Genomic DNA, 23,078 nt, shown 5'->3' with positions numbered 1-23,078 from the left:
AGCCGGGGCGGGGATGTTGTCTGTGTTACCTGTCTGACATGCGTTGCCTTTTTCGTGACCAAAATGAGAAACGAAATAAGGATATTCAACATGTTAAGTCCAAAACCTTCCCTGCTGGCCCTCCTGGTCGCCGGCAGTTTTGCCGCCTCGGTGCAGGCTGCCGCCCCGGGCAAACCCACCATAGGCTGGGGTGAGACCAAGTTTGCCATCGTCGAGGTGGATCAGGCCGCCACCGCCTACAACAAGCTGGTGACCGTCCATGCCGACGGCGCGCCGGTCAGCGTGAGCTGGAACCTCTGGTCCGGTGACGTGGGCCAGACCGCCAAGGTGCTGCTGGACGGCGTCGAGGTGTGGAGCGGCCCGTCCGGCGCCTCCGGCACCGCCAACTTCAAGGTGACCAAGGGCGGTCGCTACCAGATGCAGATCGAGCTGTGCAACGCCGATGGCTGCACCCGCTCCGATCCCAAGGAGATAGTGGTTGCCGACACAGATGGCAGCCACCTGGTGCCCCTCAACGCCCCGCTGCAAGAGAACAACAAACCCTACGTCAACAAGTCCGGCAAGGTGGTGGGGGCCTACTACGTGGAGTGGGGCGTCTATGGCCGCAAGTTCACGGTGGACAAGATCCCGGCTCAGAACCTGACCCACATCCTCTATGGCTTCACCCCCATCTGCGGCGGCAATGGCATCAATGATGGCCTCAAGAGCATAGAGGGCAGCTTCGAGGCGCTGCAGCGCGCCTGCGCCGGTCGCGCCGACTTCAAGGTGGCCATGCACGATCCCTGGGCCGCCATCCAGATGCCCCAGGGCAACCTCAAGGACTTCGATGAGCCCTACAAGGGCAACTTCGGCAACCTGATGGCATTGAAGCAGGCCCACCCCGACCTCAAGATCCTGCCCTCGGTGGGCGGCTGGACCCTCTCGGACCCCTTCTATTTCCTCGGTGACAAGACCAAGCGCGACACCTTCGTCGCCTCGGTCAAGGAGTTCCTCCAGACCTGGAAGTTCTTCGACGGGGTAGACATCGACTGGGAATTCCCGGGGGGATCGGGTGCCAACCCCGACCTCGGCGCCCCGAGCGATGGGGCCACCTATGTGACCCTGATGCAGGAGCTGCGGGCCATGCTCGACGAGCTGGAGGCCGAGACGGGTCGCCAGTACGAGCTCACCTCGGCCATCAGCGCCGGTGGCGACAAGATAGCCAAGGTCGATTATCAGGCGGCCCAGCAGTACATGGACCACATCTTCCTGATGAGTTACGACTTCAATGGCGCCTGGACCAATGCCGAGCTGGGTCACCAGACCAACCTGTTTGCGGCCAGCTGGGATCCGGACACCAAGTACACCACGGACAAGGGGGTCAGGGCCCTGCTGGATCAGGGGGTGACCCCGGGCAAGATAGTGGTCGGCGCCGCCATGTATGGTCGTGGCTGGACCGGGGTGAGCGGCTATCAGGCGGGCAACCCCTTCACCGGCACCGCCACCGGCCCGGTCAAGGGCACCTGGGAGAACGGCGTGGTGGACTATCGCCAGATAGTGAACGACTACATGGGCGCCGGCTGGGAGCAGGGTTATGACGAGGTGGCCGAGGCCCCCTATGTGTTCAAGGCGAGCACGGGGGATCTCATCACCTTCGACAACGACCGTTCGGTCAAGGCCAAGGGGCAGTACGTGCAGGCCAATCAGCTCGGCGGCCTGTTTGCCTGGGAGATCGACTCGGATAACGGCGACATCCTCAACGCCATGCACGAAGGGCTGGGTCACGGAGATGGCACGGCTCCCGTCAACAAGCCGCCCATTGCCAATGCCGGGGCCGATCTGACCGTGACCGGCCCGGCCAGCCTGACCCTGGATGGTTCCGCCTCCCGGGATCCGGAAGGGACCACCCTCACCTATGGCTGGCGTCAGCTTTCCGGCCCTCAGGTGACACTGAGCGGTGCCGATCTGGCCAAGGCCAGCGTCAATCTCGATGGCGTCAGTGCGGATGTCACCCTGACCTTCGAATTGACGGTGACCGATGGTGAAGGATTGACGGCCAAGGACAGCGTGGTGGTGACCAACAAGGCACCGCAGCCCAACCAGGCACCGACCCTGACCCTGCCCGCCACGGTCAGCGTCGAGTCCGGCAAGCAGGTGAGCATCCAGGCCCAGGCGAGCGATCCCAACGGCGATGCCCTGAGCTATCAGTGGACCCTGCCCGCCGGCCTGAGCGCCACCGGTCAGGACAGCGCCACCCTGGTGGTGACAGGCCCGGCGGTGGAGGCGGCGACCTCCTATGACCTGACCCTGACCGTCACCGACGGTGCCCTGGACACCCAGGCCAGCACCCGTCTCACCGTGACCCCGGTGAGTGGCGGTGACTGTGGCGCCACGGATCCGGATGCCGCCAACTGGCCGGCATGGCAGGCCAGTGCCACCTATAACGGCGGCGACAAGGTCAGCCATCAGGGGCTGGTGTGGCAGGCCAAGTACTGGACCCAGGGCAACGAGCCGAGCCGCAGTGCCGATCAGTGGAAGCTGGTCAGCAATGTGCAACTGGGCTGGGATGCCGCCGTGGCCTACAACGCGGGAGATCTCACCACCCATAACGGCCGCAGCTGGAAAGCCCAGTACTGGAGTCGTGGGGATGAGCCCGGTGTGGCCGCCGTCTGGCTGGATCAGGGGGCTGCCAGCTGCAACTGATCCAGACGGTTGCGCGGGATCCCCGCAAGGGCCCCTGCTGGGAGCAGCAGGGATGCCACGACCATAAAAAAAGGCCCGTTTCGGGCCTTTTTTTATTGGGCGTCTCAGCGCGGCTTCTGCCACAGGCTGAGCAGCAGATCCTGCTCGAGCTGCTCCGGGCCCTGCTGGATGAACCTGTGGCGCTGCTCGGCGTCGGCGCGCCAGCCGAGACGGCTGGTCTCGAGCACGAAGCCGCGCAGCTTCTGATCCAGGGTCAGGGAGAACTGGCAGCGTTGCTGCGCCAGCTGGTCGAAGCCGGCCAGGGCGGGCCAGCTCAGGGGATGCTCCATGCTGACCGGATTGAGGCTGACCCTCAGCTGCCACTGGTGGCGGGGGCCTGGCTGCAGATGGAGCAGATAACCGCCCGGCGCCAGCCATTCATGCAGCTGCTCCGTCTTGACCCTGAGGTCATTGACCAGCAGCAGCTGGGCGGTGCCCGGCATGATGGGCGCCCGGGCCGGATCGGCGATGACGAAGCTGGCCTCGGGCTGCGCCTTACTGGCGGCGAAGACGGCATTCTTGGCCAGATCCACCCCGGCGAAACCCCAGCCGGGCAGACGCTCGGCCAGGGCGCGGCAGTAGTAGCCTTCGCCGCAGTCGAGGTGGATCAGCTCACGCTCGCCGAGGGGGGTCAGCAGGCCGGCCATGGCGTCGACCAGGGGCTGCATGTGGCCCTGCTCCAGGAAGTGGCGCTTGGCGCGCATCAGGGCGCGGCTGTCGCTGTCCTTGGGATTCTTCTTGCCGGGGATCAGGTCCAGGTAGCCTTCTGGCGCCGGATCGAAGTGGTGCTTGTTATCACAGTAGCGGCCCTTGCTGGCCTGGTGAAGATGCAAGGGGTGACGGCAGCGGGGACATTGCAGGTGCATGGCTTCTCGTTCCGATCAAGGGGGCTGGCAGGCTGACGGGAGTGCCGAGCCTGATTGGGGGGCATTATAGGGGGATTGCGCCGAAAAGGGCGGCCCCGACGGGTTTTATCTTGGCGCGACCCGGGCAGGTGCGGCGCCCGGATCGAAAAAGGCTGCCTCGGCAGCCTTTGTCCTGGGGCTGACCGCGGTCAGCGGGTGCCAAACACCACTATGGTCTTGCCGTGGGCCGAGATGAGCTCCTGCTCTTCCAGCATCTTGAGAATGCGGCCGACGGTTTCCCGGGAGCAGCCGACGATCTGGCCAATCTCCTGACGGGTGATCTTGATCTGCATGCCATCCGGGTGCGTCATGGCATCCGGTTGCTTGGCCAGGTTGAGCAGGGTCTGGGCGATCCGGCCGGTCACGTCGAGGAAGGCCAGGTTGCCGACCTTCTGGCTGGTGTGCTGCAGGCGCAGCGCCATCTGGCCGGAGAGGCGCATCAGGATCTCGGGGTTGACCTGGATCAGCTGACGAAACTTCTTGTAGGAGATCTCGGCGACTTCGCAGGCTCCCTTGGCGCGCACCCAGGCGCTGCGCTCCGGGTTGTCGTTCTCTTCAAACATGCCCATCTCGCCGAGGAAGTCCCCCTGGTTGAGATAGGAGAGGATCATCTCTTTGCCTTCATCGTCCTTGATGAGGACGGCCACCGTACCCTTGACGATGTAATAGAGGGTCTCCGCTTTTTCACCCGCATGGATAAGGGTGCTCTTGGCGGGATACTTATGAATGTGGCAGTGCGACAAGAACCATTCCAGGGTGGGATCGCTTTGCGGTTTGCCAATGACCATGAGATTTCCTCTGTAGTGTCTTTTTATGGACTCGTGCGTCCGGGCAAGCTGCCAATCTTGCCATTCCTTGTGTCAGTCGCAGTAGGATAAGAGCCTTTGCCGGTGCTGACAAGGCTTAGGGCCTCCTTTGGGCGCTGGCTACCGCACTGGACAGGGCATTCTAGGGAACTTGGCCGCCACAAACCTTGATTTTGATCTAGCCTGCGCTGGCTTGTGGTGATGTCGACGCCTCGGCCGGGTGCAGGGACGGCCTCGGCTGGGGTATGCTATGGCATCGCGTCCGCCGGGACACTCGTATCATGCATGAGGTAATGAAGATGAAAGCCAAGGTCAACTGGGTTGAAGGGATGAAGTTTGTGGGTCACAGCGAGTCTGGTCACCAGCTGATCCTCGACGGCGCCAACCCGGGTGAGGGGGCCAGTCCGATGGAGTTGATCCTGCTGGCGGTGGGGGGGTGCAGCTCCATCGATGTGGTCTCTATCCTGGAGAAGGCACGCCAGAACGTGATCGCCTGCCATGTGGATCTCTCGGGGGAGCGGGCCGAGACTGTGCCCAGGGTGTTTGAGAAGATCCACTTGAACTTCGTGGTCACGGGCCAGGGGCTGGCCGAGAAACAGGTGGCTCGCGCCGTCGCCCTCTCCATGGAGAAGTACTGCTCCGTCTCCCTGATGCTGGAAAAAGCTGTCGAAATTACCCATAGTTATCAAATCATTGAGGCCTGATAACCCGCTTCTCTCGTCATCACAAAAGGAAAGTGCAATGAAGAAACTAGTCGCTCTGATCCCCGTATTGGGACTGGCAGCCTGTAGCTCGCCGCAACCGACCCAGTACCAATATAACCAGTATCAGTGTGGTGAAGAGATGTTGGCGGTGACCTATGACCCCCAGGCCGACATGGTGCAATTTCCCCTGAACGGGGTCTACCAGAAGCTGGGTCGGGTCGAATCCGAGAAAGAGAGTGCCCGCTACTCGGACGGGGTCACCATGTTCTGGACCCAGGGGGATCAGCTGACCCTGACCCAGAAGGGGGTTACCCTGCTCAACTGTACCCGGCTGTAACGGCCATCAGCACGGACAAAGGCCTGCATCATGCAGGCCTTTGTCATTTGCGGGGGCCGGATGCGGGCTCAGGGCAGGGTGCGGAGCATCTTGCCGACCAGCTCCTGGCTGAAGGCCGCCCGCTGTGATTCGGCAATGGCCTGATCCGTGGTGAGCTGGATGACGCTGCTCCAGGCCGATTGTTGCCGCTGGCGATCCAGCATGATGATGGCGAGGGTCCCCTTGCGGGCGCCAGCCCTGGCCTGTACCCCAGGATTCATGCCGAGGCGGGCGAACAGCGCCTCGTCGCTGATGTCCTGGGCGCCGGCGACGCCGATCGCCACCCAGATATCGGCCTCATCGAGGGGGGCGCTGCGCCAGCCCTTGCCATCGAGGTATAGCGCCACCGCCTGTTGTAGGGGAGCGAGCCAGCCTTCGGCGCTCGCCCCCGAATACTGGTACTGCTCGGCCAGGGCGTAGCGGGGCTGGGCCGGGAAGGGCCACTGCTCGGCCGGACGGGTCACCTGGGTGCCCATGTCGATCACGGGGGCCTGGTGGCCACTGCTGCAGCCGCCGAGCAAGCCAACCAGTCCAAGCAGCAGGAGTGGCCAGGGGGTTTTCAAGATAGTGCGCATGGGGGTCGCCTCGTGTCAGGTGATCTTGCCGGTTTCGATCAGTTGCTGGATGAGGGGGCGCAGGATCAGCTCCATCGCGAAGCCCATCTTGCCCCCGGGGACTACAATGGTATTCATTCGGGACATGAATGCGCCATCGATCATCGACAGCAGATAGGGGAAATCGACGTTCTTGATGCCGCGAAAACGGATCACCAGCATGCTCTCGTCCAGGCTGGGTATCACCTTGGCACTGAAGGGGTTGGAGGTGTCTACGGTCGGCACCCGCTGGAAGTTGATATGGGTGCGCGAGAACTGCGGGGTGATGAAGTTGATGTAGTCGTCCATGGAACGGACGATGGAGTCCGCCACCGCCTCGCGGGAGTGGCCGCGCTCCGAGGTATCGCGGATGAGTTTCTGGATCCACTCCAGGTTGACGATGGGCACCACGCCGATGAGAAAGTCGACGTGGCGGGCCACGTTGTGATCCGCCGTGACCACGCCGCCGTGCAGCCCCTCGTAGAACATCAGGTCCGTCTCGCTGGCCAGATCCTGCCAGGGGGTGAAGGTGCCCGGCATCTGGTTGAAGGGGACGGCCTCATCGAACGAGTGCAGATAACGGCGGTACTGGCCGGTCCCATCCTGGCCGTAGCGCTGGAAGAAGGATTCGAGCAGGGCGAAGTCGTTCGCCTCCGGGCCGAAATAGCTGATGTGGCGCCCCTGTTCCCGCGCCTTGCGAATGGCGACGTCCATCTCGGGACGGGTGTAGCGATGAAAGCTGTCGCCCTCGATCACCGCCGCCTGGTAGCCGAGCTGGTGGAACATGGAGCGAAAGGCGTTGGTGGTGGTGGAGGTACCTGCACCGGATGAACCGGTGACCGCTATGATGGGGTGCTTGGCCGACATTGGGGTCTGTTTCCTTGCTGTTGCCCCCGCGCAGCAGGGGGTGTCCGTCTGGATCGATAGGGAGAATGTACCGGTTAAGGGTGCTCTGTCCACGATGAATCGAAGCGATCGGCGGGCACTATGTTCACGCTTTCGTGCAGCTCGCTGTAGACGATCACCGCCACTCCCTGGCGCAATTGGGTGAGAACCGTCTCAACCTTGTCGGCAAGAGTGGACTCCTGCTCGCCATAATCGGTACCCTCCATCAACACAAATTGCTCAACAAGCCGTTGCAGGGTATCGGGCTCCAGGCTCTGCCAGGGAATGATCATGGGTATGCTCTCGAAGGGGAATGCGTCATTGTCGATTCAGGGGGGCTGCGCTGCAAACTGTTTTTCGTCCATGGGGAGGGCTTATGCCGCTATTGTCCAGTCGTCGTCATTCACCTCAGTTGCAACGCCTGCTCGAGCAGGCCGGCCGTGATGCGTTGAGAAAGGGGACCTTCTGGATCTGGGGTGTGCAGCTGCTCATCGCCCTCTTCCTGCTCTTTCACGTGCGGGTGATGCAGGAGATGCACCTGCTGGTCGAGCATGCGCTGCCCTGGCAATTGAGTGCCCAGCTCTGGCTGATGGTGTTGCTGCTGTTGTTGCAGCCCGCGATCTGGCTCTGGTTGCGCCACTTGTCCTTGCCGCGCTGGCACCAGAGTGTCGGCCTATTGGCGCTCATATGGGGCTGCCTCTGGGCGGGCGTCATCTACGCCCTGCTCAAGAGCGAGCTGCCGGGCAGGAGTGTGCTGGAACCCGCCCTGGCGGCCACCTTGCTGCTGCTGGGGCTCATCGCCCTCTACCCCGTGAGCCGGGCCCTCTACGGCTTCTGCCTGCCTATCCTGCTCGGCTTCGCCAGCATGCTGCTGCTCAAGACGGTGGCCTCTCCCCTGGCATTCGTCGCGTCCTTGTTGGTGTTGCTGGTGGTGCTGGAGACGGGGCGGCGCATGCTCAAGAACTGGTTCGTGCTGGCCGTCAACCGGGAGCATGAACAGCGGCTGATGCTGCAGCGACTCGATGCCCTGGCTCACCAGGATCCCCTCACCGGGCTGGCCAATCGCCGTCACTTCGATCAGGTGTGCAAACGGGCCATCGCCCAGGGGGTGACCCTGGAGATGCCGCTGACCCTGATCCTGCTCGATGTGGATTTTTTCAAGCGTTACAACGATCACTACGGCCATCAGGCCGGGGATGAGTGTCTGATCCTGGTGGCCGAGTGCCTGGAGGAGAGCGTGCGGGAACCCGGCGATCTGGTGGCCCGCTACGGGGGGGAGGAGTTCGTGGTGCTGCTGCAGGAGACGGACAAGGCTGGCGGCCTGCAGGTGGCAAGGCGCATCCGCGAGACCCTGGCGGCCCGGGCACTGCCCCACGTGGGGTCAGAGGTGGCGCCCCATCTCACCCTGAGCCAGGGCATCGCCCAGTGGCAAGCGGGAGAGACGCTGACCATGCTGCTGCAGCGCACCGACGAGGTCCTCTATCGGGTCAAGGAGCAGGGGCGAGACGGTTATGGGGCGGCCTGACCCTGCTCGTCGAGCCACTGGCCGAGCCGCTCCTCCAGCCAGAAGCGCGGCCGCCAGGGGGGACCATAGACGAAGCCCACATGACCACCTTGCTGGCTCAGTTCATAGCGTACCTGGGGTGAAAGCTGCTCCGGACGCGGGATCACTTCCCGGGTCATGAAGGGATCATCGGCGGCGTGGAGGATCAGGGTCGGCACCGGGATCCGGGCCAGCAGCGGCAGCCCGGAGCAGCTCTGATAGTAGTGCTCGGCGCTGTCGAATCCGTGCAGGGGAGCCGTCACCCTCTGGTCGAACTCGTGCAGGGTGCGAATGGCCTTGATGTCTCGGGGAAGAAACGGAGCGCCGGCCTGGGGATGGCACGCCAGCTTGCGCAGCAGGTGGGCGCGCATGGTGCCGAGCAGGTAGCGCTGATAGACCCTGGAAAAGCCCTGATTGATCCGGTGCGAGCAGGCATCGAGCCGCATGGGGGCCGAGACCACGGCCGCCGCCTTGAGGGCGGGGGGACAGGCCCGGGCCAGCAGATTGACCAGCATGTTGCCCCCCAGGGAGTAACCCACCGCCAGCAGCGGTTTGCCCGGGAAGCGACGGGCAAGCTCGGCGATCAGCGCCTGGGCATCTTCGATGGCGCCGGAGTGATACGCCCCCAGATGGCGGTTGGGCTCGCCGCTGCAGCCGCGAAAGTGCATCAGCACCGCCTGGTCGCCCCGACGTTGCAGGTGTTGCAGCATGCCGCGGGCATAGTGGGACTCCACGCTGCCCTCCAGCCCGTGAAACAGCACGATGAGCGGGCGAGTGTCCGGGCTGATGGGGCCGCTCCAGGCGAGATCGACGAAGTCGCCGTCCGCCAGCTCGAAACGCTCGGCGACGTAGCGCGCCGGCCGGCGGCGCAGCCACTTGGGCAATATGGTCTGCAGGTGGGGGTTGCGGGCCCACCATGGGGCGCGAAAATGACTCTCGGTCAGCATCTTGATCCCGGTCGCTTCAGGGTTGGCTCACCAGGCTGTCATGATGCTCGGCACCGCGCAACATGGCCTGGACCAGTTCATTGGCCTCGAATTTGGTGAGCGCCTCGTGGGCACCGACCTGATGGGCCTGCTCGATGCTGATCTCGCTCGACAGCGAGGTATGCAGGATGATGTAGGCCCGGGCCAGACGGGCATCATTCTGGGCCTCGAACGCCAGTTCGTAGCCATCGAGTCCCGGCATCTCTATGTCGCTCACCAGAATGTCGATGGGGGTGCCCCGGCTGGCGCGCTCCTGCATCAGGGTCAGGGCATCCCGGCCATTGGTGCACACCTCATAGGGGATGTTGATGTAGTCCAGGGCGGCGGTGAGCTGCTTGCGGGCTACCGCTGAGTCGTCCACCAGCAGGATCCGCATCGGCTTGATGCGCTCGCGCTGCACGTCGGTCAGCACGGGATAGAGGTGGCTGGGGTCGTCCGGATAGACCCGCGACAGGATCAGTTCCACATCGAGCAGCTGGATCAGCTGATCGCCCACCCGGGTCACCCCGGTCACGAACACATTGCTGCCAAGGGCCGCGGGAGGGGGTTCTATGTCGCGCCAGTTGCACTCGGTGATCTTGTCGATGCCACGGACCAGAAAGCCCACCAGGGTACGACGGCAGTCGGTGATGATGATGAAGCAGTTCGCCATCTCCTCTTCGCTGATGCGTCGATAGCCCACCGCCATCGCCATGTCGATGACGGGAATGGTGGTGCCGCGCATGTTGGCGGCGCCGAGCACGGTCGGATGTGCGTGGGGCAGGGCGGTCAATCGGGTATAGGGCACTATCTCCTTCACCTTGAGGGTACCGATGGCGAATGACTGTCGGGCGGCGAGGTGAAACAGCAACATCCCCTGGGATTGGTTGGCCTTGCTTTTCATGGCAAAAATCCTGTGGTCGAGAGAATAAGGGCAAAACGGTGCGGACCCGGGTTCATTCAAGGCGGCCCTGCACTGTTAGCGACCGCACTCGGAAAATCTGTAATCTTCCCTGGTGGCGGCCAGGGATCCTCCTCATCCAGCCAGACCGTCGGCGAGGGGGCAGCCCAGCCAGCGCAGGCTGGCCTGCTCCAGCGCCGCCGGGGTCAGACCCAGCTTGCCGGGGAGGGTGTCAGCCTTGTTGCCCCCCTTGAGCAGGCGCAGGGCCTGCACCAGCTGCCACTGGCTGACGAGGGCATCGGCATCGACCAGGGCGCCGCCCAGCCGGTTCCAGGTGGCCTCGGCCCCTTCCTCGCCCCGGGCCAGGGCCTGCCAGGCCAGCTGCAGTGCGTCATGGGCCTGAGGCTGGAGCGCATGGTGCAGCAGTTCATCGTGGATCACCTGCAGGCGCTGGCCATAGGGGCCGTGCCACTCCCGTGGCCGCTGCCAGTCGGTCAGGCTCTCCAGCAGGCTGCTGAGCAGGGGGCCGGGCGTCAGCCAGCCCGCCTGGCTCGGCTGGGGCAGACGCAGGGAGCAGCGTACGCGGACATAGCGGCAACCGGCCAGGGGGGTGAAGGCCGCCAGTGCTTCGGCCGGCAGCCAGAAGGCGCTGCCGGCGGGGAGCAGCAGCTCATGCTGGCCAAGGCGCAGCAGGGCCGCACCCTGAACCAGATGCAGCAACTGGCCCATGGGGGCTCGCTTGCGGGCACCGGCGTGCAGGTAGCGGGGGGAAAAATGCTGACATTCGATGGCGTGATGCATGAGTAAATCCTGATATGATGCTGCCCGGAGGTAACAAAAATGGAAACCAGACGTAAAAAACGCTTCATTGCCGGGGCGACATGCCCGGCGTGCGGCAAAATGGACACCATGATGCTGTATCTGGAGCATGGAGTCGAGAAGGTGACCTGCGTCCAGTGTGGCGATACCCAGGTGCAGACCCAGGAGGCGGTGGCCGAGGCGAGCCGCCAGGCCGAGCAGGTGATCGGCGTCTTTCGGCCGGAATGATGACGCTGCCGGCGGTGCGTCTCAGGGACGGGCTCGGGTCGCGCCATATGCTTGCCCCGCATTTTAGGGTATTCTGGGGCGGTTTTTTCTCTCATTCGCAGGATCACTGACATGAAAGTAGCTCCCCTGAGCGTAGTTACGCTGGAATACACGGTCACCGACGAGCACGGTGAAGTCATCGACAGCACCATCGGCAAGGAGCCTCTGGTCTATCTGCATGGCACTCGCTATCTGGTCTCCGGCCTCGAGGCCGAGCTGGAAGGGCGCAGTGTGGGCGATGCCTTCGAAGTGACCCTGGCCCCGGCCCAGGCTTACGGTGAATACGACGAGACCCTGGTACAAGAAGTGCCGGGTGAACTGTTCGACGGCATGGAAGTGTCCGAAGGGGATACGTTCGTCGCCGAGACCGACGATGGCCACCGCCCGGTGACCGTGGTGGAAGTCTCCGAATCCTTCGTCAAGGTCGATGGCAACCACCCGCTGGCCGGCGTGACCCTGGCGTTCAAGGTGGAAGTCAAAGAGGTGCGTGCCGCGACCGCAGAAGAGCTGGCGCACGGCCATGTGCACGGTGCCGGTGGCTGTGGCCATGACCACGGTCATCACCATGATCACGACCATGATCACGAGGGCGGCTGCTGTGGCGGCGGTCACCATGGCCACAGCCATGATGACGCCGAGGAGCAGGGCGGTTGCTGCGGTGGTGGCGGCTGCGGCAGCAAGGGCCACCAGCACTGATCCCCGGGCCTGACCCCATGATAAAAAAACCCGCGACTGTCGCGGGTTTTTTTATGGGGCGAAGGGACGGGCTCAGTAGTGGGGTGGCGGCGTCTCTTCGGCCATGCTGGCGATCTGGCTTGGCTGCACGCCCTGCAGTTTATCTACCAGCAGCTGGATCTGGTGCTTGAGTCGATCCAGCTCGCGGCCCTGGGTGGTGACCTCGTCATTGAGCTGCTCCACCGTGTATTCGGCGAAGGCGAGGCGGCTTTCCAGGGTCTCGATGCGATCGTTAAGTTGCTGACTCATGGGCCTTTAGGTCCTTACTTGATGGTCCAGATTTCCGCCAGGCCGCTGGAGCTGGCGCTGACGAGGTGGCCATTGTCGCGCAAAGCGGCGGCGTACACCACTGCGCTAGGCGGTTTGATCCCGGGGCGGGGGGCCACCTGCCAGTTGGCCAGGGCCTTGCCATCCTTGACTCGCCACAGGGTGAGCTTGCGCGACGGGGCGCCCGTGATCAGCCAGTTGCCCTGGTTGGCGAAGCGGGCGCTGGTGTAGACCTCGAAGCGGGATGACTTGTCGAGGCGGCTCAGCTCCTTGCCGCTGACCAGATCCCAGATGCGGCCGCTGCGGCTGTCGGCGGTGAAGGCGTAGCGGCCAGACTCGTCCAGGCGCACCATCACCACCCGGCCCTGGTGATTGAAGCGGTGCAGCACTTGGCCGCTCTGGGTATCCCACAGGTAGGCGCTGTAGTCGTTGCCGCCGGTCAGGGCGTAGCGGCCATTGGGGGAGAGATCCACGCTGTTGACCTGCTCGCTGTGGCCGAGAAACTGTATCCGGCGCCCGCTCTGGGTGTCCACCAGCTCGGCCTTGCCATCCTCGCGGCCGATCAGCACGGCGCGGCCGTCGCTCGAGATGGCGATGTCGCGCAGTTTGGATTCGGGCAGGGAGTAGTAGCCCTCGGCCTGGCCATTATCCAGTCGCCAAATGGCAAAGGTCTCCAGGCTCGCGATCACCGCATGGCTCGCCCCCGGGCCGAAGCGGGTGATGAAGACCTGCTCCTGCGGCTTGTCCGACAGGCGCCAGCGCCACAACTGCCGATCGTGTTCCAGATCCCAGGCCAGGGTGCCCTGCTCTATGCTGGAGACCAGTGCCAGCTTGCCATCTTGGCTCAGATCGGCGCTCACCGCACCTGCGCTGGAGAGGGGGATCTGGCGATCCGAGGCAGACTCGGAATTGCAGCCTGTCAGTATCAGACAAACCCCGATCAGATAAATGGCACTTTTTATCATTTTTCCTGTCTCATGCTTTCGTTACCTGGGATCCCGGCGTTAGTATAAGGCGCTTATCACGATAAACCTCTCATTTCACGAAGGAACCGAGAGCGGTATTTAGAGTTTTGGAGAAACTGATGAACAATTTTCTGAAGGTGTCCCTGCTGGCCGCGGCGGTTGCCGTAGGTCTGACTGCTTGCCAAAAAGATGAGAAACCTGCTGCAACCAACACCGCAGAGGTCAAGGCAGAAGCCAGCCAGCCGGCAGAGGCGCCCAAGGCGGATGCCAAGAGCTTTGAAGAGCAATCTGGTTATGCAATTGGCCTCTCCATGGGTCGCTATATCGCCAACACCCTGGAGCGTCAGCAAGAGCTCGGTATCAAGCTGGACAACGCCGTCATCCTCAAGGGGGTGACCGACGGTCTGGACAAGAAGGCAGACATGAAGGATGAAGAGATCCAGAAGGTGCTGCAGGCCTATGATGCCAAGATCAACGAGCTGACCAAGGCCAAGGCCGACAAGGACGCCGAGGAGAACCTGAAGAAGGGTGAAGAGTTCCTGGCCGCCAACGCCAAGAAAGAAGGGGTGAAGAGCACCGAATCCGGCCTGCAGTATCAGGTCGAGAAGATGGGCGACGGCGCCAAGCCCAAGGCCACCGACGTGGTCAAGGTGCACTACACGGGGACCCTGATCGACGGCACCAAGTTTGACAGCTCCGTCGATCGTGGCGAGCCGGCCACCTTCCCGCTCAACCAGGTGATCCCGGGCTGGACCGAAGGCGTTCAACTGATGCCTGTTGGCTCCAAGTTCAAGTTCTTCCTGCCCTCCAAGCTGGCCTATGGCGAGCATGGTGCCGGCTCCATCCCGGCCAATGCCGTGCTGGAATTCGATGTCGAGCTGCTCGCCATCGAAGCGCCTGCCGCCGAAGGGGATGCCGCCAAGGCGGACGCCGCTGCCAAGCAGTAAGGCGACGGCTGAGATGTGAAACGGCTCCTTCGGGAGCCGTTTTTACGGGTGCTTGCCGGACAGAGTACAAGAAAGAGGCGATCGCAGGCTTGAGTCCATGGCGATAGCCCAGCAAAATAAACAAGCAAATCAATCGCAAGGATGAATCGCCGTGGCGGAAAACAAACCTCGCGTACTGCTGGTGGAAGACACCCGCAGCCTGGCCGTGGTCTACGAACAGTACCTGCGTCAGGAGGGGTATGAAGTCATGTCCGCCGACTGCGGGCAGCGAGCCATCGAGTTGATGCTGGCCCAGCCGCCGACCGTGGTGCTGCTCGATCTGGAGCTGCCGGACATGTCCGGGATGGACATCTTGCAGCAGATCACCGAGCAGCAGCTGCCCAGCGCCGTGGTGGTGATCACGGCGCACGGCTCGGTGGACGTGGCGGTGGAGGCGATGCGGCTGGGGGCGTTCGATTTTCTGACCAAGCCCTTCGATGGCAAGCGACTGTGCGCCACGGTGCGCAACGCCGTCAACCATCAGCAGCTCAGCTTCCTGGTGGCCCAATACCGGGAGAACTTCGAGCGCAGCTCCTTCGCCGGTTTCATCGGCGCTTCCCTGCCGATGCAGGCGGTCTATCGCATCATAGAGAGCGCGGCGCCGAGCAAGGCGACCGTGTTCATCACCGGGGAGAGCGGCACCGGCAAGGAGGTGTGCGCCGAGGCCATTCACCAGTGCAGCCCCCGCAGCGAGCGCCCCTTCATCGCCCTCAACTGTGCCGCCATTCCCCATGACTTGATGGAGAGCGAGATCTTCGGCCACGTGAAGGGGTCGTTTACCGGGGCCCAGGGGGATCGCAAGGGGGCCGCCAGCCTGGCCGATGGCGGTACCCTGTTTCTGGATGAGATCTGCGAGATGGATCTCGACTTGCAAAGCAAGCTGCTGCGCTTCATCCAGACCGGCACCCTGCAACGGGTCGGCAGCGGCAAGCTGGAGACGGTGGATGTGCGCTTCGTCTGCGCCACCAACCGGGATCCCCTGGCGGAGGTGAAGGCGGGGCGTTTTCGCGAGGATCTCTACTATCGACTCCACGTGATCCCCCTCAGCCTGCCCCCCCTGCGCGAGCGTGGCGAGGACATACTGCTGCTGGCGCGCAACCTGCTGCAGAACTACGCCAGGGAAGAGAACAAGCGCTTCAAGGATTTCGACGCCGAGGCGGCGCGGGTGCTGCTCGATTATCCCTGGCCCGGCAACGTGCGCGAGCTGCAAAACGTGGTGCGCAACATAGTGGTGCTCAACGACAGCGAGCTGGTGAGCTCGGCCATACTACCGCCCCCCCTCAACGGAGGGCGCAGCCTGCAGGCCGGCGCCGCCCTGGCCACCGCGACCGGCGGCGTTGCCCCCGCCCAGGCAAATGCCCCGATCCGCCCGCTCTGGCTGGTGGAGAAGGAGACCATAGAGCAGGCCATCGCCAGCTGCGACGGCAACATTCCCAAGGCGGCGGCTCTGCTGGAGATCAGTCCCTCCACCATTTATCGCAAGAAACAGAGCTGGGAAGAGGCGAGCCGGGTATAAGTAACGGCAATATCCCCAGGGCAGCCATGATTCGTCATCCTGGAGAGGTGAACGGGGGCGGCCAACTGGCCGCCCCGCTGCTGTAAACGTGGTTTAGAGCTTGCCCAGCCGCTTGAGCCGGTTCAGCCGATCTGCTTCGTTGGCCTTGAGCCAGCCATCTTGCGACAGCAAAAACCAGGCGCGGGCGAAGTATTCGGCCGCGGCCGGATCATCGAGTGCCAGCGCATTTTCCCCCAGCTCTTCGAACAGATAGCCATCCTCGGGAGCACCGGCTGCGGCCATGTCCTCCTGCAACTGGGTCAGATCGGTCAGCGCCTCCTGATGCAGGCCCCGGGCTCGCTGGATGCGGGCCAGACTCCAGCGGGCGATGAAGGCCTTGGCCGGATTGTTGTGCAGCTGGTGCCAGGCCAGGCACTTTTGCTGGCACTGGCTGGCCTCTTCCAGGCGGCCCAGTTCGAACAGGGTCCAGCCCTGATTGTTGTAAAGGGTGGCGAGCCAGCCGCGCACCTTGGGATCGGTACTGCGTTCCGCCAGCTCCATCGCCAGCTGGTGCCAGCGGCTCTGCTCCTCCAGCGGGGCGGCGATGGCCACCATGTGGGCCGCATCGATGGCGAGATAAAGCTCCTTGTGCCTGAGCCCCTGTTGCCAGGCCTGTTCAAACAGTGTCCTGGCACTGGCCTTGTCGCCGGCGGAGTTGAAGGTGCGGCCGCGCTCCAGCAGGGTGCGCAGGCGCGCGCGGGGGGTGGCATCGGTGAGGCGGGGCTCTATCTGGTCGAGCAGCTGGTGCGCCTGGGCAAACTGGCGTTGCAGGGAGTGGGTGCGGGCTAGCTGGGTGAGCAGCTCCAGCTCGTACTGCAGGTCGGCGGTGTGGGCCTCGGCCAGCAGAGCTTGAAAACGCTGGGCGCTGGCGGCGGGATCCTGGTAATCCCACTGCGCCATGAAATCAGGCGGGTTGTGCATCTGGCCTCCTGGCTGGCGATCCTCTCACCAAGATGCCCATCGGCCAGGGTTTGTACAAGAGGCGCCCGTCACAGAGCGCCTCTTCCGCTATGAAAAACGGGTCAATCCATGCTGTCAGTAGACCATGGCCAGGCTCATCAGCATCAGGCCAAGGGCTGCGAAGGCCCCCTCCTTGATCGCCAGGCGCGGTACCAGCGCCTTGGGCAGGGCGGGGAAGAGGCACAGGGCGAAACCGAGTCCCGGCATCAGCCAGTGAAATCCTGGGCTGCGCAGGGCCGGGTTGGCGGCGTTGTTGATGACGATGAGCAGGATGAAGAGGGTGAAGGCGGGCAGGATGAACCAGCGGGCGCTGCCCGAGGCCACGGCGCGCAGCGGCGAGATGCGATAGAGCACCATGGTGACGATAAAGAGCGTCAGGGGGGCCAGCAGATAGAGGGGAGCCGGATTCATGGTGCACTCCTGTGGATGAGTAAGGGGACGAGTCTGGGTGAGGGGCGGGATTTAACCAGTGCCATGGCGCCTTGACCAGCCCGGCAGCTTGGCCCTGTGAGGCGGATCCCAGGCAAAGGTTTGCGCATCGCCATGGATCAGGCCAGCCAGTGCCAGGCGGCGAAGCCCAGCCAGCTCAAGGCCAGCAGCAGCCAGGGCAGGGGATGCTGGCGACTCACCTCGATCACCTCGACCTCTTGCTCCTGCTCTGGCTGGGGGGATGGTGCGCCGCGGCTCTGCTGCTTCTTCAGGCGATTGGCCTCCCGGGCACGGGCCTTCATCTGCTTCTTGTACTCCTCGATCCCCTTCTGGATGCCCTGGGCGATGAGCTGGGTCTGCTCCTTGGTCTGTCCCGGCTTCTGATTGGCGCGGGCCACCTTGAGGGCCGCCTGCTGGGTCTCGGGGGAGGGTCTGTCGTATTTGGCCATGGGTTGCTCCACTGGGATGGGGCCGCATTATTGCACACTCAGGGCCAGCGGGGCAGAGCATCTTATATCGGCCGGGGATAGCACCAAACGAAGATAAACGTTTTCCCGCTCGATTGTTCGAATGGGAAATAATGCCGGATCACACTTATGTCATTTTTTTCAGCCAGGATGCCGATTGGATATCAAAGGTTGATATATTGCCCGCGACCAAGACTGGAATGGTCAGGCTGAATACTAACAAAATCAAGGTGTGAAGGAATGAAACATAATTTGATAAAGGGAACCCTGGCATTGGCCGTGTTGGCAGCGATGACGGGCTGCAATACCTCCAAGAACGAGAGCGAGCCCTGTGTCGAGAATGTGTGCAAGCTCACCGTGCTGCATACCAATGATACCCATGGTCGCTTCTGGCACAACGAGGATGGCGAATATGGCATGGCGGCCCAGAAGACCCTGGTCGACCGGCTGAGAGCCGAAGCCAAGGCCGCCGACAGCGAGGTGCTGGTGCTGTCGGGCGGGGACGTGAATACCGGTGTGCCCGAGTCGGATCTGCAAAATGCCGAGCCGGACTTTATTGCCATGAACCATATCGGTTATGACGCCATGGCGGTCGGCAACCATGAATTCGATAATCCCCTCGATATTCTCGAACTGCAGCGGCAATGGGCCAAATTCCCCATGGTCTCGGCCAACATATATGACAAGAAGACAGGCCAGCGTTATTTCGATCCCTACAAGATATTCAAACTGAAAAATGGTCTGCGGGTTGCCGTTATTGGCCTGACCACGGAAGATACCGCCCAGCTGGTGGACCCCAATAATGTGCTCAACCTGGAATTTCGCGATCCCAAGGTGGAAGTGGAGCGGGTAATAGACGGCATCAAGCAGGGCAATTCGGCCGATGTCATCTTCGCGATTACCCACATGGGTCACTACGCCGATGGCGCCCACGGCAGCAATGCCCCCGGGGACGTGGAGATGGCCCGTCAGCTGCCCGCAGGCAAGCTGGATGCCATCATTGGCGGCCACTCCCAGAATCCGGTCTGCATGGAGCCCGGGGTGGCGAACCAGTATGCCGACTTCAAGCCCGGTGACGATTGCCAGCCTGATCAACAAAATGGCACCTGGATCATGCAGGCCCACGAGTGGGGCAAGTATGTGGGGCGCGCCCAGTTTGACTACCAGGATGGCAACTTCACCCTCACCAGCTACGAGCTGATCCCGGTCAACCTCAAGGACGAGCAAGGTGCCTTCATCCAGGAGGAGATAGTGCGGGATCCGGCCCTGGAAGGGGTGTTGCAGGTCTACCAGGACAAGGGGGCCCAGGAGCTGGGAGTGGTGATCGCATCCACCGACGGCCTGCTCGATGGGGAGCGCGCCAATGTGCGCAACAGGCAGACCAACCTAGGTCGCCTCATCACCACGGCCACCGCGCAGACCCTGCGCACCGACTTTGGCATCGTCAACTCGGGCGGGGTGCGCGCCTCCATCCAGGCCGGGGACATCTCCTATCGCGACGTGCTGACCGTGCATCCGTTCGGCAACACGGTCAACAAGGCCGTGATGCCGGGCAGCGAGCTGGTGAGCTATCTGGGTCAGGTGGCCACCAAAACCGGCAACACCGGGGGCTATGCCCAGTTTGGCGGGATAGAGATGGCGGTGGACTGCCAGGCCAAGTCGGTCAGCATCACCAGCATCGGCGGCAAGCCGTTCGATGCCGGCGCCCAGTACAGCTTCACCATCCCGAGCTTCAGCGCCGCCGGTGGCGATGGTTATCCCAAGATAGACACCGTCAATGCCGGTCTGGTGGATGCCGCCGTGCTCAAGGATTTCCTCGCCGCCAAGCAGGTGATCCAGGCGGCCGACTACGCGCCCAAGGGGGAGGTGAGCTACCTCAACTCCGCCTCCAGCGAGTCGTGCAAATAAGCAGGCACCCGGTGCCGGACAACAAAAAACCGCAAGCCTCTGGCTTGCGGTTTTTTTGTGGACGCAGCGGCCCTGGCCTCAGGAGAGGAAGGGCATCGCCATGAACAGCTTGATCACCATGGCGTTGATGATGTCGATGAAGAAGGCCCCCACCATGGGCACCACCAGGAAGGCCAGGTGGGAGGGGCCAAAGCGCATGGTGACCGCCTGCATGTTGGCAATCGCCGTCGGGGTGGCCCCCAGGCCGAAGCCGCAGTGGCCGGCGGCCAGCACGGCGGCGTCGTAATTGCGGCCCATCACCCGGAAGGTGACGAAGATGGCGTAGAGGGCCATGGCCAGGGTCTGGGTCACCAGCAGCACGAAGATGGGCAGGGCCAGGCTCGCCAGATCCCACAGTTTCAGGCTCATCAGCGCCATGGCCAGGAAGAGCGACAGGCTGACGTTGCCGAGCAGAGAGACCTCCCGATCGCTCACCTCGTGCCAGTTGAGCAGGGTCAGGACGTTGCGCAGCAGCACCCCGACAAACAACACGCAGACGAACACCGGCAGCTCGAAGGCGGAGCCGAGCAGCCCCTGGGAGAGCAGTTCGCCCCCCTTGAGGCTGATGGCGATCAGCGCCAGGGTCTCGACCAGGCTGAAGGTGGTGATGCGCCGCTCCGTCTCCGGCATCTCGAAGCCCTGGGGCACCTCGTCCAGATTGTGCTCCTCACCGGGCACCTGCACCTTCTTGACCAGATAGCGGGCGACCGGGCCGCCGATGAGCCCCCCCAGCACCAGGCCGAAGGTGGCGCAGGCGATGGCCAGTTCGGCGGCGGACTGGACCCCGTACTTGTCGGTGAAGGTGGCGCTCCAGGCTGCGCCCGTGCCGTGGCCGCCGGAGAGGGTGATGGAGCCCGCCAGCAGCCCCATGTGCAGATCCAGCCCCATCAGGCTGGCCAGCACCACCCCCAGCCCGTTTTGCATCAGCAGCAGGCCAGTCACCACCCCGAGGAAGGTGAACACGGCCCGGCCACCCCGCTTGAGGCTGGCGAGATCGGCGGAGAGACCGATGGAGGCGAAGAAGGCCAGCATCAAGGGGGTCTGCAAACTGGTGTCGAACTTCACCTCGAGTCCGGCCGCCGAGCGCAGCGTCAGCAGCACCAGGGCGACCAGCAGGCCCCCTGCGACCGGTTTGGGAATGTTGAAGGCGCGCAATCTTTCCACCCGGTTGACCAGCAGGCGACCGAGCAACAGGACCAGGGTGGCGGCCACCAGGGTGGCATAGGCATCGAGTTGTAACATTGAGTACTCCCATGGTGATTGGCTGTGTCTCCCCGCGGGAAGACGCACAGATTCAGCCGGGATTGAAACCGCATGGCCAGGGCATGGAAGGTGCTCCATACCGGTCTGGCGTCATAAAAAAAGAGGGGCAAATCTGCCCGACCCGATGGTGGTATTACGGGTCTGTCGGGCCCAGCTGGGTGGGCGCAGCGGATGTGGGTTTTGTGATAACGGCGGCGATATTAGCAAAAAGCACTAGTAACATCCAAATTTCTTGGTTATGTAACCGAAAAGATACGGTTTGTTGACATTATTATCTGTTTGTTGCCGGCGGATAATTAGGTGATACATCCCCGATTTCCGCCCGTTCGGGCTGTCTTTGTCGGCGCTAAACTCTATAATTCGCCGGTTTCCAGCCCAGATGAGGAGAGGGTGTGAAGAAGTCTATCTACATCGCCTACACAGGCGGCACCATAGGGATGCAGCGCTCCGACCACGGTTATGTGCCGATGGCGGGCTTCATGGAAGATTGTCTGGCGCGGATGCCCGAGTTTCACCGGCCCGAGATGCCGGATTACCATATTCACGAATATGCGCCGCTCATCGACTCCTCCGACATGACGCCGGCGGACTGGCAGCGTATTGCCGAGGACATCAAGAACAACTACGACAAGTACGACGGCTTCGTGATCCTGCACGGCACCGACACCATGTCGTTCACCGCCTCGGCACTCTCCTTCATGCTCGAAGATCTGCACAAACCTGTGATCATCACCGGCTCCCAGATCCCGCTCGCCGAGCTGCGCTCCGACGGCCAGCAGAACCTGCTCAACGCCCTCTACATCGCGGCCAACTACCCGATCCACGAGGTGACGCTGTTTTTCAACAACCAGCTCTATCGCGGCAACCGCAGCAAGAAGGTGCACGCCGACGGCTTCCACGCCTTCGACTCCCCCAATTATCCGCCCCTGCTCAACGCCGGGATCGCCATCTCCGTGGAGGCGGGCGAGCTGGGCACCCCTTGCCAGGCTCCCCTGGTGCTGCACGACATCACCCCCCAGCCCATCGGCGTGGTGACCCTCTATCCGGGCATCTCGGCCGAGGTGATCGCCAACATACTGCAACAGCCGGTGCGGGCGTTGATCCTGCTCTCCTTCGGGGTGGGCAATGCGCCGCAGAACCCGGCCATGCTGGCGCTGCTCTCCGAGGCATCTGCCCGGGGCGTCATCATAGTCAACCTGAGCCAGTGCCTGCACGGCAAGGTCAACATGGGGGGCTATGCCACCGGCAATGCCCTCTCCCGGGCCGGGGTCATCTCGGGCTTCGACATGACAGCCGAGGCGGCGCTCACCAAGCTGCACTTCCTGCTGAGCCAGGATCTGCCGGCCCCGCGCATCCGCGAGCTGATGCAGCAGTCCCTGCGTGGTGAGCTGACCCCCTGAGAAACTGCCCACGATCTTACTGCGAAGCCGTGATCAAGGCTCATGTGCTGCTCGCGTGTTTGTGAACCAGAGGCTCACGTATATCTATACGCTCCGGTTCCTGCGCAGCTCTTCACCTTGCTGACGCCTTCTCGCTACAGGTCGTGAACAGCTTCTGACCTCCCCACCATGGGGGAGAGTGGAAAAAGAGGGGAGCCATCATGGCTCCCCTCTTTGCTATGGTGTGCGAACCAGGGTTCGCAGCAAGGCTTAGTGACTGAGATCGATACGGACGATCTCTTCCTCGTCGCGATGCTTCGTTGCTTGAGCTCGCCCTCAGTGGTTGATCTCGATACGGACGATCTCTTCCTCGTCGCGATACTGGCGCTTGAGCTCGCTCTTGCTCTTCATCACGATTTCGCCATCCGCCCCGATATTCATGTGTTCCGGGTTGGTCAGGTGCATCGCCTGCCAGGCCATCACCGCCTGGAGCGAGGTGGCCTTCTGCTCCTCGGTGAGGGGCTTGCCATCGGGCCATTTGCCCAGTTCAACCGCGGTCTTGAGCCGCTCGTAGACTTCCTGGGGCATCTGTCCTATGACCTGTTGAAATGACATGCTCTCTCTCCTCGCAAACCCGAAA

Annotated in this window: 25 protein-coding genes; 10 read left to right on the top strand and 15 right to left on the bottom strand. The window is 62.9% G+C overall.

Translation table 11 applies throughout. The features are described 5' to 3' along the window. Positions 1-90 precede the first annotated feature (90 nt). The gene (locus ACEUCR_RS06530) at positions 91-2,682 is read left to right on the top strand and encodes a glycosyl hydrolase family 18 protein (protein WP_408788881.1); all 2,592 of its coding nucleotides are present in this window, start codon (positions 91-93) and stop codon (positions 2,680-2,682) included. Positions 2,683-2,786: 104 nt separating this feature from the next. Here ACEUCR_RS06530 and ACEUCR_RS06525 read toward each other — a convergent pair whose 3' ends face one another. Together ACEUCR_RS06525 and crp are read right to left on the bottom strand one after the other, a co-directional pair. After that, the gene (locus ACEUCR_RS06525; protein WP_408788879.1) at positions 2,787-3,587 is read right to left on the bottom strand and encodes a putative RNA methyltransferase; all 801 of its coding nucleotides are present in this window, start codon (positions 3,585-3,587) and stop codon (positions 2,787-2,789) included. Positions 3,588-3,775: 188 nt separating this feature from the next. Continuing rightward, positions 3,776-4,414 (bottom strand): cAMP-activated global transcriptional regulator CRP, encoded by a 639-nt coding sequence (gene crp, locus ACEUCR_RS06520; protein ID WP_041995525.1) that lies wholly within the window; start codon positions 4,412-4,414, stop codon positions 3,776-3,778. 317 nt (positions 4,415-4,731) lie between these two features. On the opposite strand from crp, the gene ACEUCR_RS06515 reads away from it, so the two are divergent. Further along, complete coding sequence (locus ACEUCR_RS06515; RefSeq protein WP_392445202.1) at positions 4,732-5,136, top strand: OsmC family protein; 405 nt, start codon at positions 4,732-4,734, stop codon at positions 5,134-5,136. A 37-nt stretch (positions 5,137-5,173) separates the two neighbouring features. Next, entirely contained in the window at positions 5,174-5,473 is a 300-nt protein-coding gene (locus ACEUCR_RS06510) for an MliC family protein (RefSeq protein WP_111873407.1), read from the top strand. A 68-nt stretch (positions 5,474-5,541) separates the two neighbouring features. Here the strand turns inward: ACEUCR_RS06510 and ACEUCR_RS06505 are convergent, their stop codons facing one another. The 3 genes from ACEUCR_RS06505 to ACEUCR_RS06495 form a co-directional block, all read right to left on the bottom strand. Further along, positions 5,542-6,087 (bottom strand): DUF4136 domain-containing protein, encoded by a 546-nt coding sequence (locus ACEUCR_RS06505; RefSeq protein ID WP_408788875.1) that lies wholly within the window; start codon positions 6,085-6,087, stop codon positions 5,542-5,544. Between the two features lie 15 nt (positions 6,088-6,102). Beyond that, positions 6,103-6,972 carry a phosphoribulokinase gene (locus ACEUCR_RS06500; protein WP_041995531.1) on the bottom strand — a complete coding sequence of 290 codons (870 nt, stop codon included), beginning with the start codon at positions 6,970-6,972 and terminating at the stop codon, positions 6,103-6,105. A gap of 74 nt (positions 6,973-7,046) precedes the next feature. After that, positions 7,047-7,283: a YheU family protein gene (locus tag ACEUCR_RS06495; protein WP_111873405.1), complete on the bottom strand. Its 237-nt coding sequence runs from the start codon at positions 7,281-7,283 to the stop codon at positions 7,047-7,049. A gap of 83 nt (positions 7,284-7,366) precedes the next feature. On the opposite strand from ACEUCR_RS06495, the gene ACEUCR_RS06490 reads away from it, so the two are divergent. Continuing rightward, the gene (locus ACEUCR_RS06490) at positions 7,367-8,515 is read left to right on the top strand and encodes a GGDEF domain-containing protein (protein ID WP_408788873.1); all 1,149 of its coding nucleotides are present in this window, start codon (positions 7,367-7,369) and stop codon (positions 8,513-8,515) included. Here the strand turns inward: ACEUCR_RS06490 and ACEUCR_RS06485 are convergent. From ACEUCR_RS06485 to ACEUCR_RS06475, 3 genes are all read right to left on the bottom strand, one after another. After that, positions 8,500-9,480 carry a hydrolase gene (locus tag ACEUCR_RS06485; protein WP_408788870.1) on the bottom strand — a complete coding sequence of 327 codons (981 nt, stop codon included), beginning with the start codon at positions 9,478-9,480 and terminating at the stop codon, positions 8,500-8,502. The two genes, ACEUCR_RS06490 and ACEUCR_RS06485, sit on opposite strands and share 16 nt — an antisense overlap. Positions 9,481-9,496: 16 nt before the next feature. Continuing rightward, positions 9,497-10,402 carry a chemotaxis protein gene (locus ACEUCR_RS06480; protein WP_408788867.1) on the bottom strand — a complete coding sequence of 302 codons (906 nt, stop codon included), beginning with the start codon at positions 10,400-10,402 and terminating at the stop codon, positions 9,497-9,499. 132 nt (positions 10,403-10,534) lie between these two features. Next, on the bottom strand, positions 10,535-11,200 hold the full coding sequence (locus ACEUCR_RS06475) for a hypothetical protein (RefSeq protein WP_408788865.1): 666 nt from the start codon (positions 11,198-11,200) through the stop codon (positions 10,535-10,537). A gap of 39 nt (positions 11,201-11,239) precedes the next feature. Between ACEUCR_RS06475 and ACEUCR_RS06470 the strand changes: the two genes are divergently transcribed. Next, positions 11,240-11,446 carry a YheV family putative zinc ribbon protein gene (locus ACEUCR_RS06470; protein WP_041995542.1) on the top strand — a complete coding sequence of 69 codons (207 nt, stop codon included), beginning with the start codon at positions 11,240-11,242 and terminating at the stop codon, positions 11,444-11,446. Positions 11,447-11,557: 111 nt separating this feature from the next. Then, entirely contained in the window at positions 11,558-12,181 is a 624-nt protein-coding gene (locus ACEUCR_RS06465; RefSeq protein WP_041995544.1) for an FKBP-type peptidyl-prolyl cis-trans isomerase, read from the top strand. 72 nt (positions 12,182-12,253) lie between these two features. Here the strand turns inward: ACEUCR_RS06465 and ACEUCR_RS06460 are convergent, their stop codons facing one another. After that, complete coding sequence (locus ACEUCR_RS06460) at positions 12,254-12,469, bottom strand: SlyX family protein (protein ID WP_041995546.1); 216 nt, start codon at positions 12,467-12,469, stop codon at positions 12,254-12,256. 14 nt (positions 12,470-12,483) lie between these two features. Continuing rightward, positions 12,484-13,452: a WD40 repeat domain-containing protein gene (locus ACEUCR_RS06455; RefSeq protein WP_408788862.1), complete on the bottom strand. Its 969-nt coding sequence runs from the start codon at positions 13,450-13,452 to the stop codon at positions 12,484-12,486. A 119-nt stretch (positions 13,453-13,571) separates the two neighbouring features. On the opposite strand from ACEUCR_RS06455, the gene fkpA reads away from it, so the two are divergent. Further along, a complete protein-coding gene (gene fkpA, locus ACEUCR_RS06450; protein ID WP_041995550.1) occupies positions 13,572-14,399 on the top strand; it encodes an FKBP-type peptidyl-prolyl cis-trans isomerase in 828 nt (275 codons plus the stop codon). Positions 14,400-14,550: 151 nt separating this feature from the next. Then, the gene (locus tag ACEUCR_RS06445; protein WP_041995553.1) at positions 14,551-15,954 is read left to right on the top strand and encodes a sigma-54-dependent transcriptional regulator; all 1,404 of its coding nucleotides are present in this window, start codon (positions 14,551-14,553) and stop codon (positions 15,952-15,954) included. Positions 15,955-16,047: 93 nt separating this feature from the next. Here the strand turns inward: ACEUCR_RS06445 and ACEUCR_RS06440 are convergent, their stop codons facing one another. From ACEUCR_RS06440 to ACEUCR_RS06430, 3 genes are all read right to left on the bottom strand, one after another. Then, the gene (locus tag ACEUCR_RS06440) at positions 16,048-16,914 is read right to left on the bottom strand and encodes a tetratricopeptide repeat protein (protein WP_408788859.1); all 867 of its coding nucleotides are present in this window, start codon (positions 16,912-16,914) and stop codon (positions 16,048-16,050) included. Positions 16,915-17,028: 114 nt separating this feature from the next. After that, entirely contained in the window at positions 17,029-17,364 is a 336-nt protein-coding gene (locus tag ACEUCR_RS06435) for a hypothetical protein (protein ID WP_408788856.1), read from the bottom strand. A gap of 137 nt (positions 17,365-17,501) precedes the next feature. Continuing rightward, a complete protein-coding gene (locus tag ACEUCR_RS06430) occupies positions 17,502-17,831 on the bottom strand; it encodes a DUF2956 domain-containing protein (protein WP_111873397.1) in 330 nt (109 codons plus the stop codon). Between the two features lie 258 nt (positions 17,832-18,089). Between ACEUCR_RS06430 and ushA the strand changes: the two genes are divergently transcribed. After that, positions 18,090-19,757: a bifunctional UDP-sugar hydrolase/5'-nucleotidase UshA gene (gene ushA / locus ACEUCR_RS06425; protein ID WP_111873396.1), complete on the top strand. Its 1,668-nt coding sequence runs from the start codon at positions 18,090-18,092 to the stop codon at positions 19,755-19,757. Between the two features lie 78 nt (positions 19,758-19,835). On the opposite strand, the gene gltS is transcribed toward ushA, so the two are convergent. Further along, entirely contained in the window at positions 19,836-21,038 is a 1,203-nt protein-coding gene (gene gltS, locus ACEUCR_RS06420) for a sodium/glutamate symporter (RefSeq protein WP_041995567.1), read from the bottom strand. Positions 21,039-21,451: 413 nt separating this feature from the next. On the opposite strand from gltS, the gene ansA reads away from it, so the two are divergent. Next, positions 21,452-22,459 (top strand): asparaginase, encoded by a 1,008-nt coding sequence (gene ansA, locus ACEUCR_RS06415; protein ID WP_041995570.1) that lies wholly within the window; start codon positions 21,452-21,454, stop codon positions 22,457-22,459. A 315-nt stretch (positions 22,460-22,774) separates the two neighbouring features. On the opposite strand, the gene ACEUCR_RS06410 is transcribed toward ansA, so the two are convergent. Continuing rightward, positions 22,775-23,053 carry a YeaC family protein gene (locus ACEUCR_RS06410; RefSeq protein WP_041995575.1) on the bottom strand — a complete coding sequence of 93 codons (279 nt, stop codon included), beginning with the start codon at positions 23,051-23,053 and terminating at the stop codon, positions 22,775-22,777. Between the last annotated feature and the right edge of the window lie 25 nt (positions 23,054-23,078).

The sequence above is a fragment of the Aeromonas bivalvium genome, assembly GCF_046078285.1.
Classification (GTDB): Bacteria; Pseudomonadota; Gammaproteobacteria; order Enterobacterales; family Aeromonadaceae; genus Aeromonas; species Aeromonas bivalvium.
Note: the sequence above shows the minus strand (reverse complement) of the source record. Positions and strands in the feature narration are given on the sequence as shown.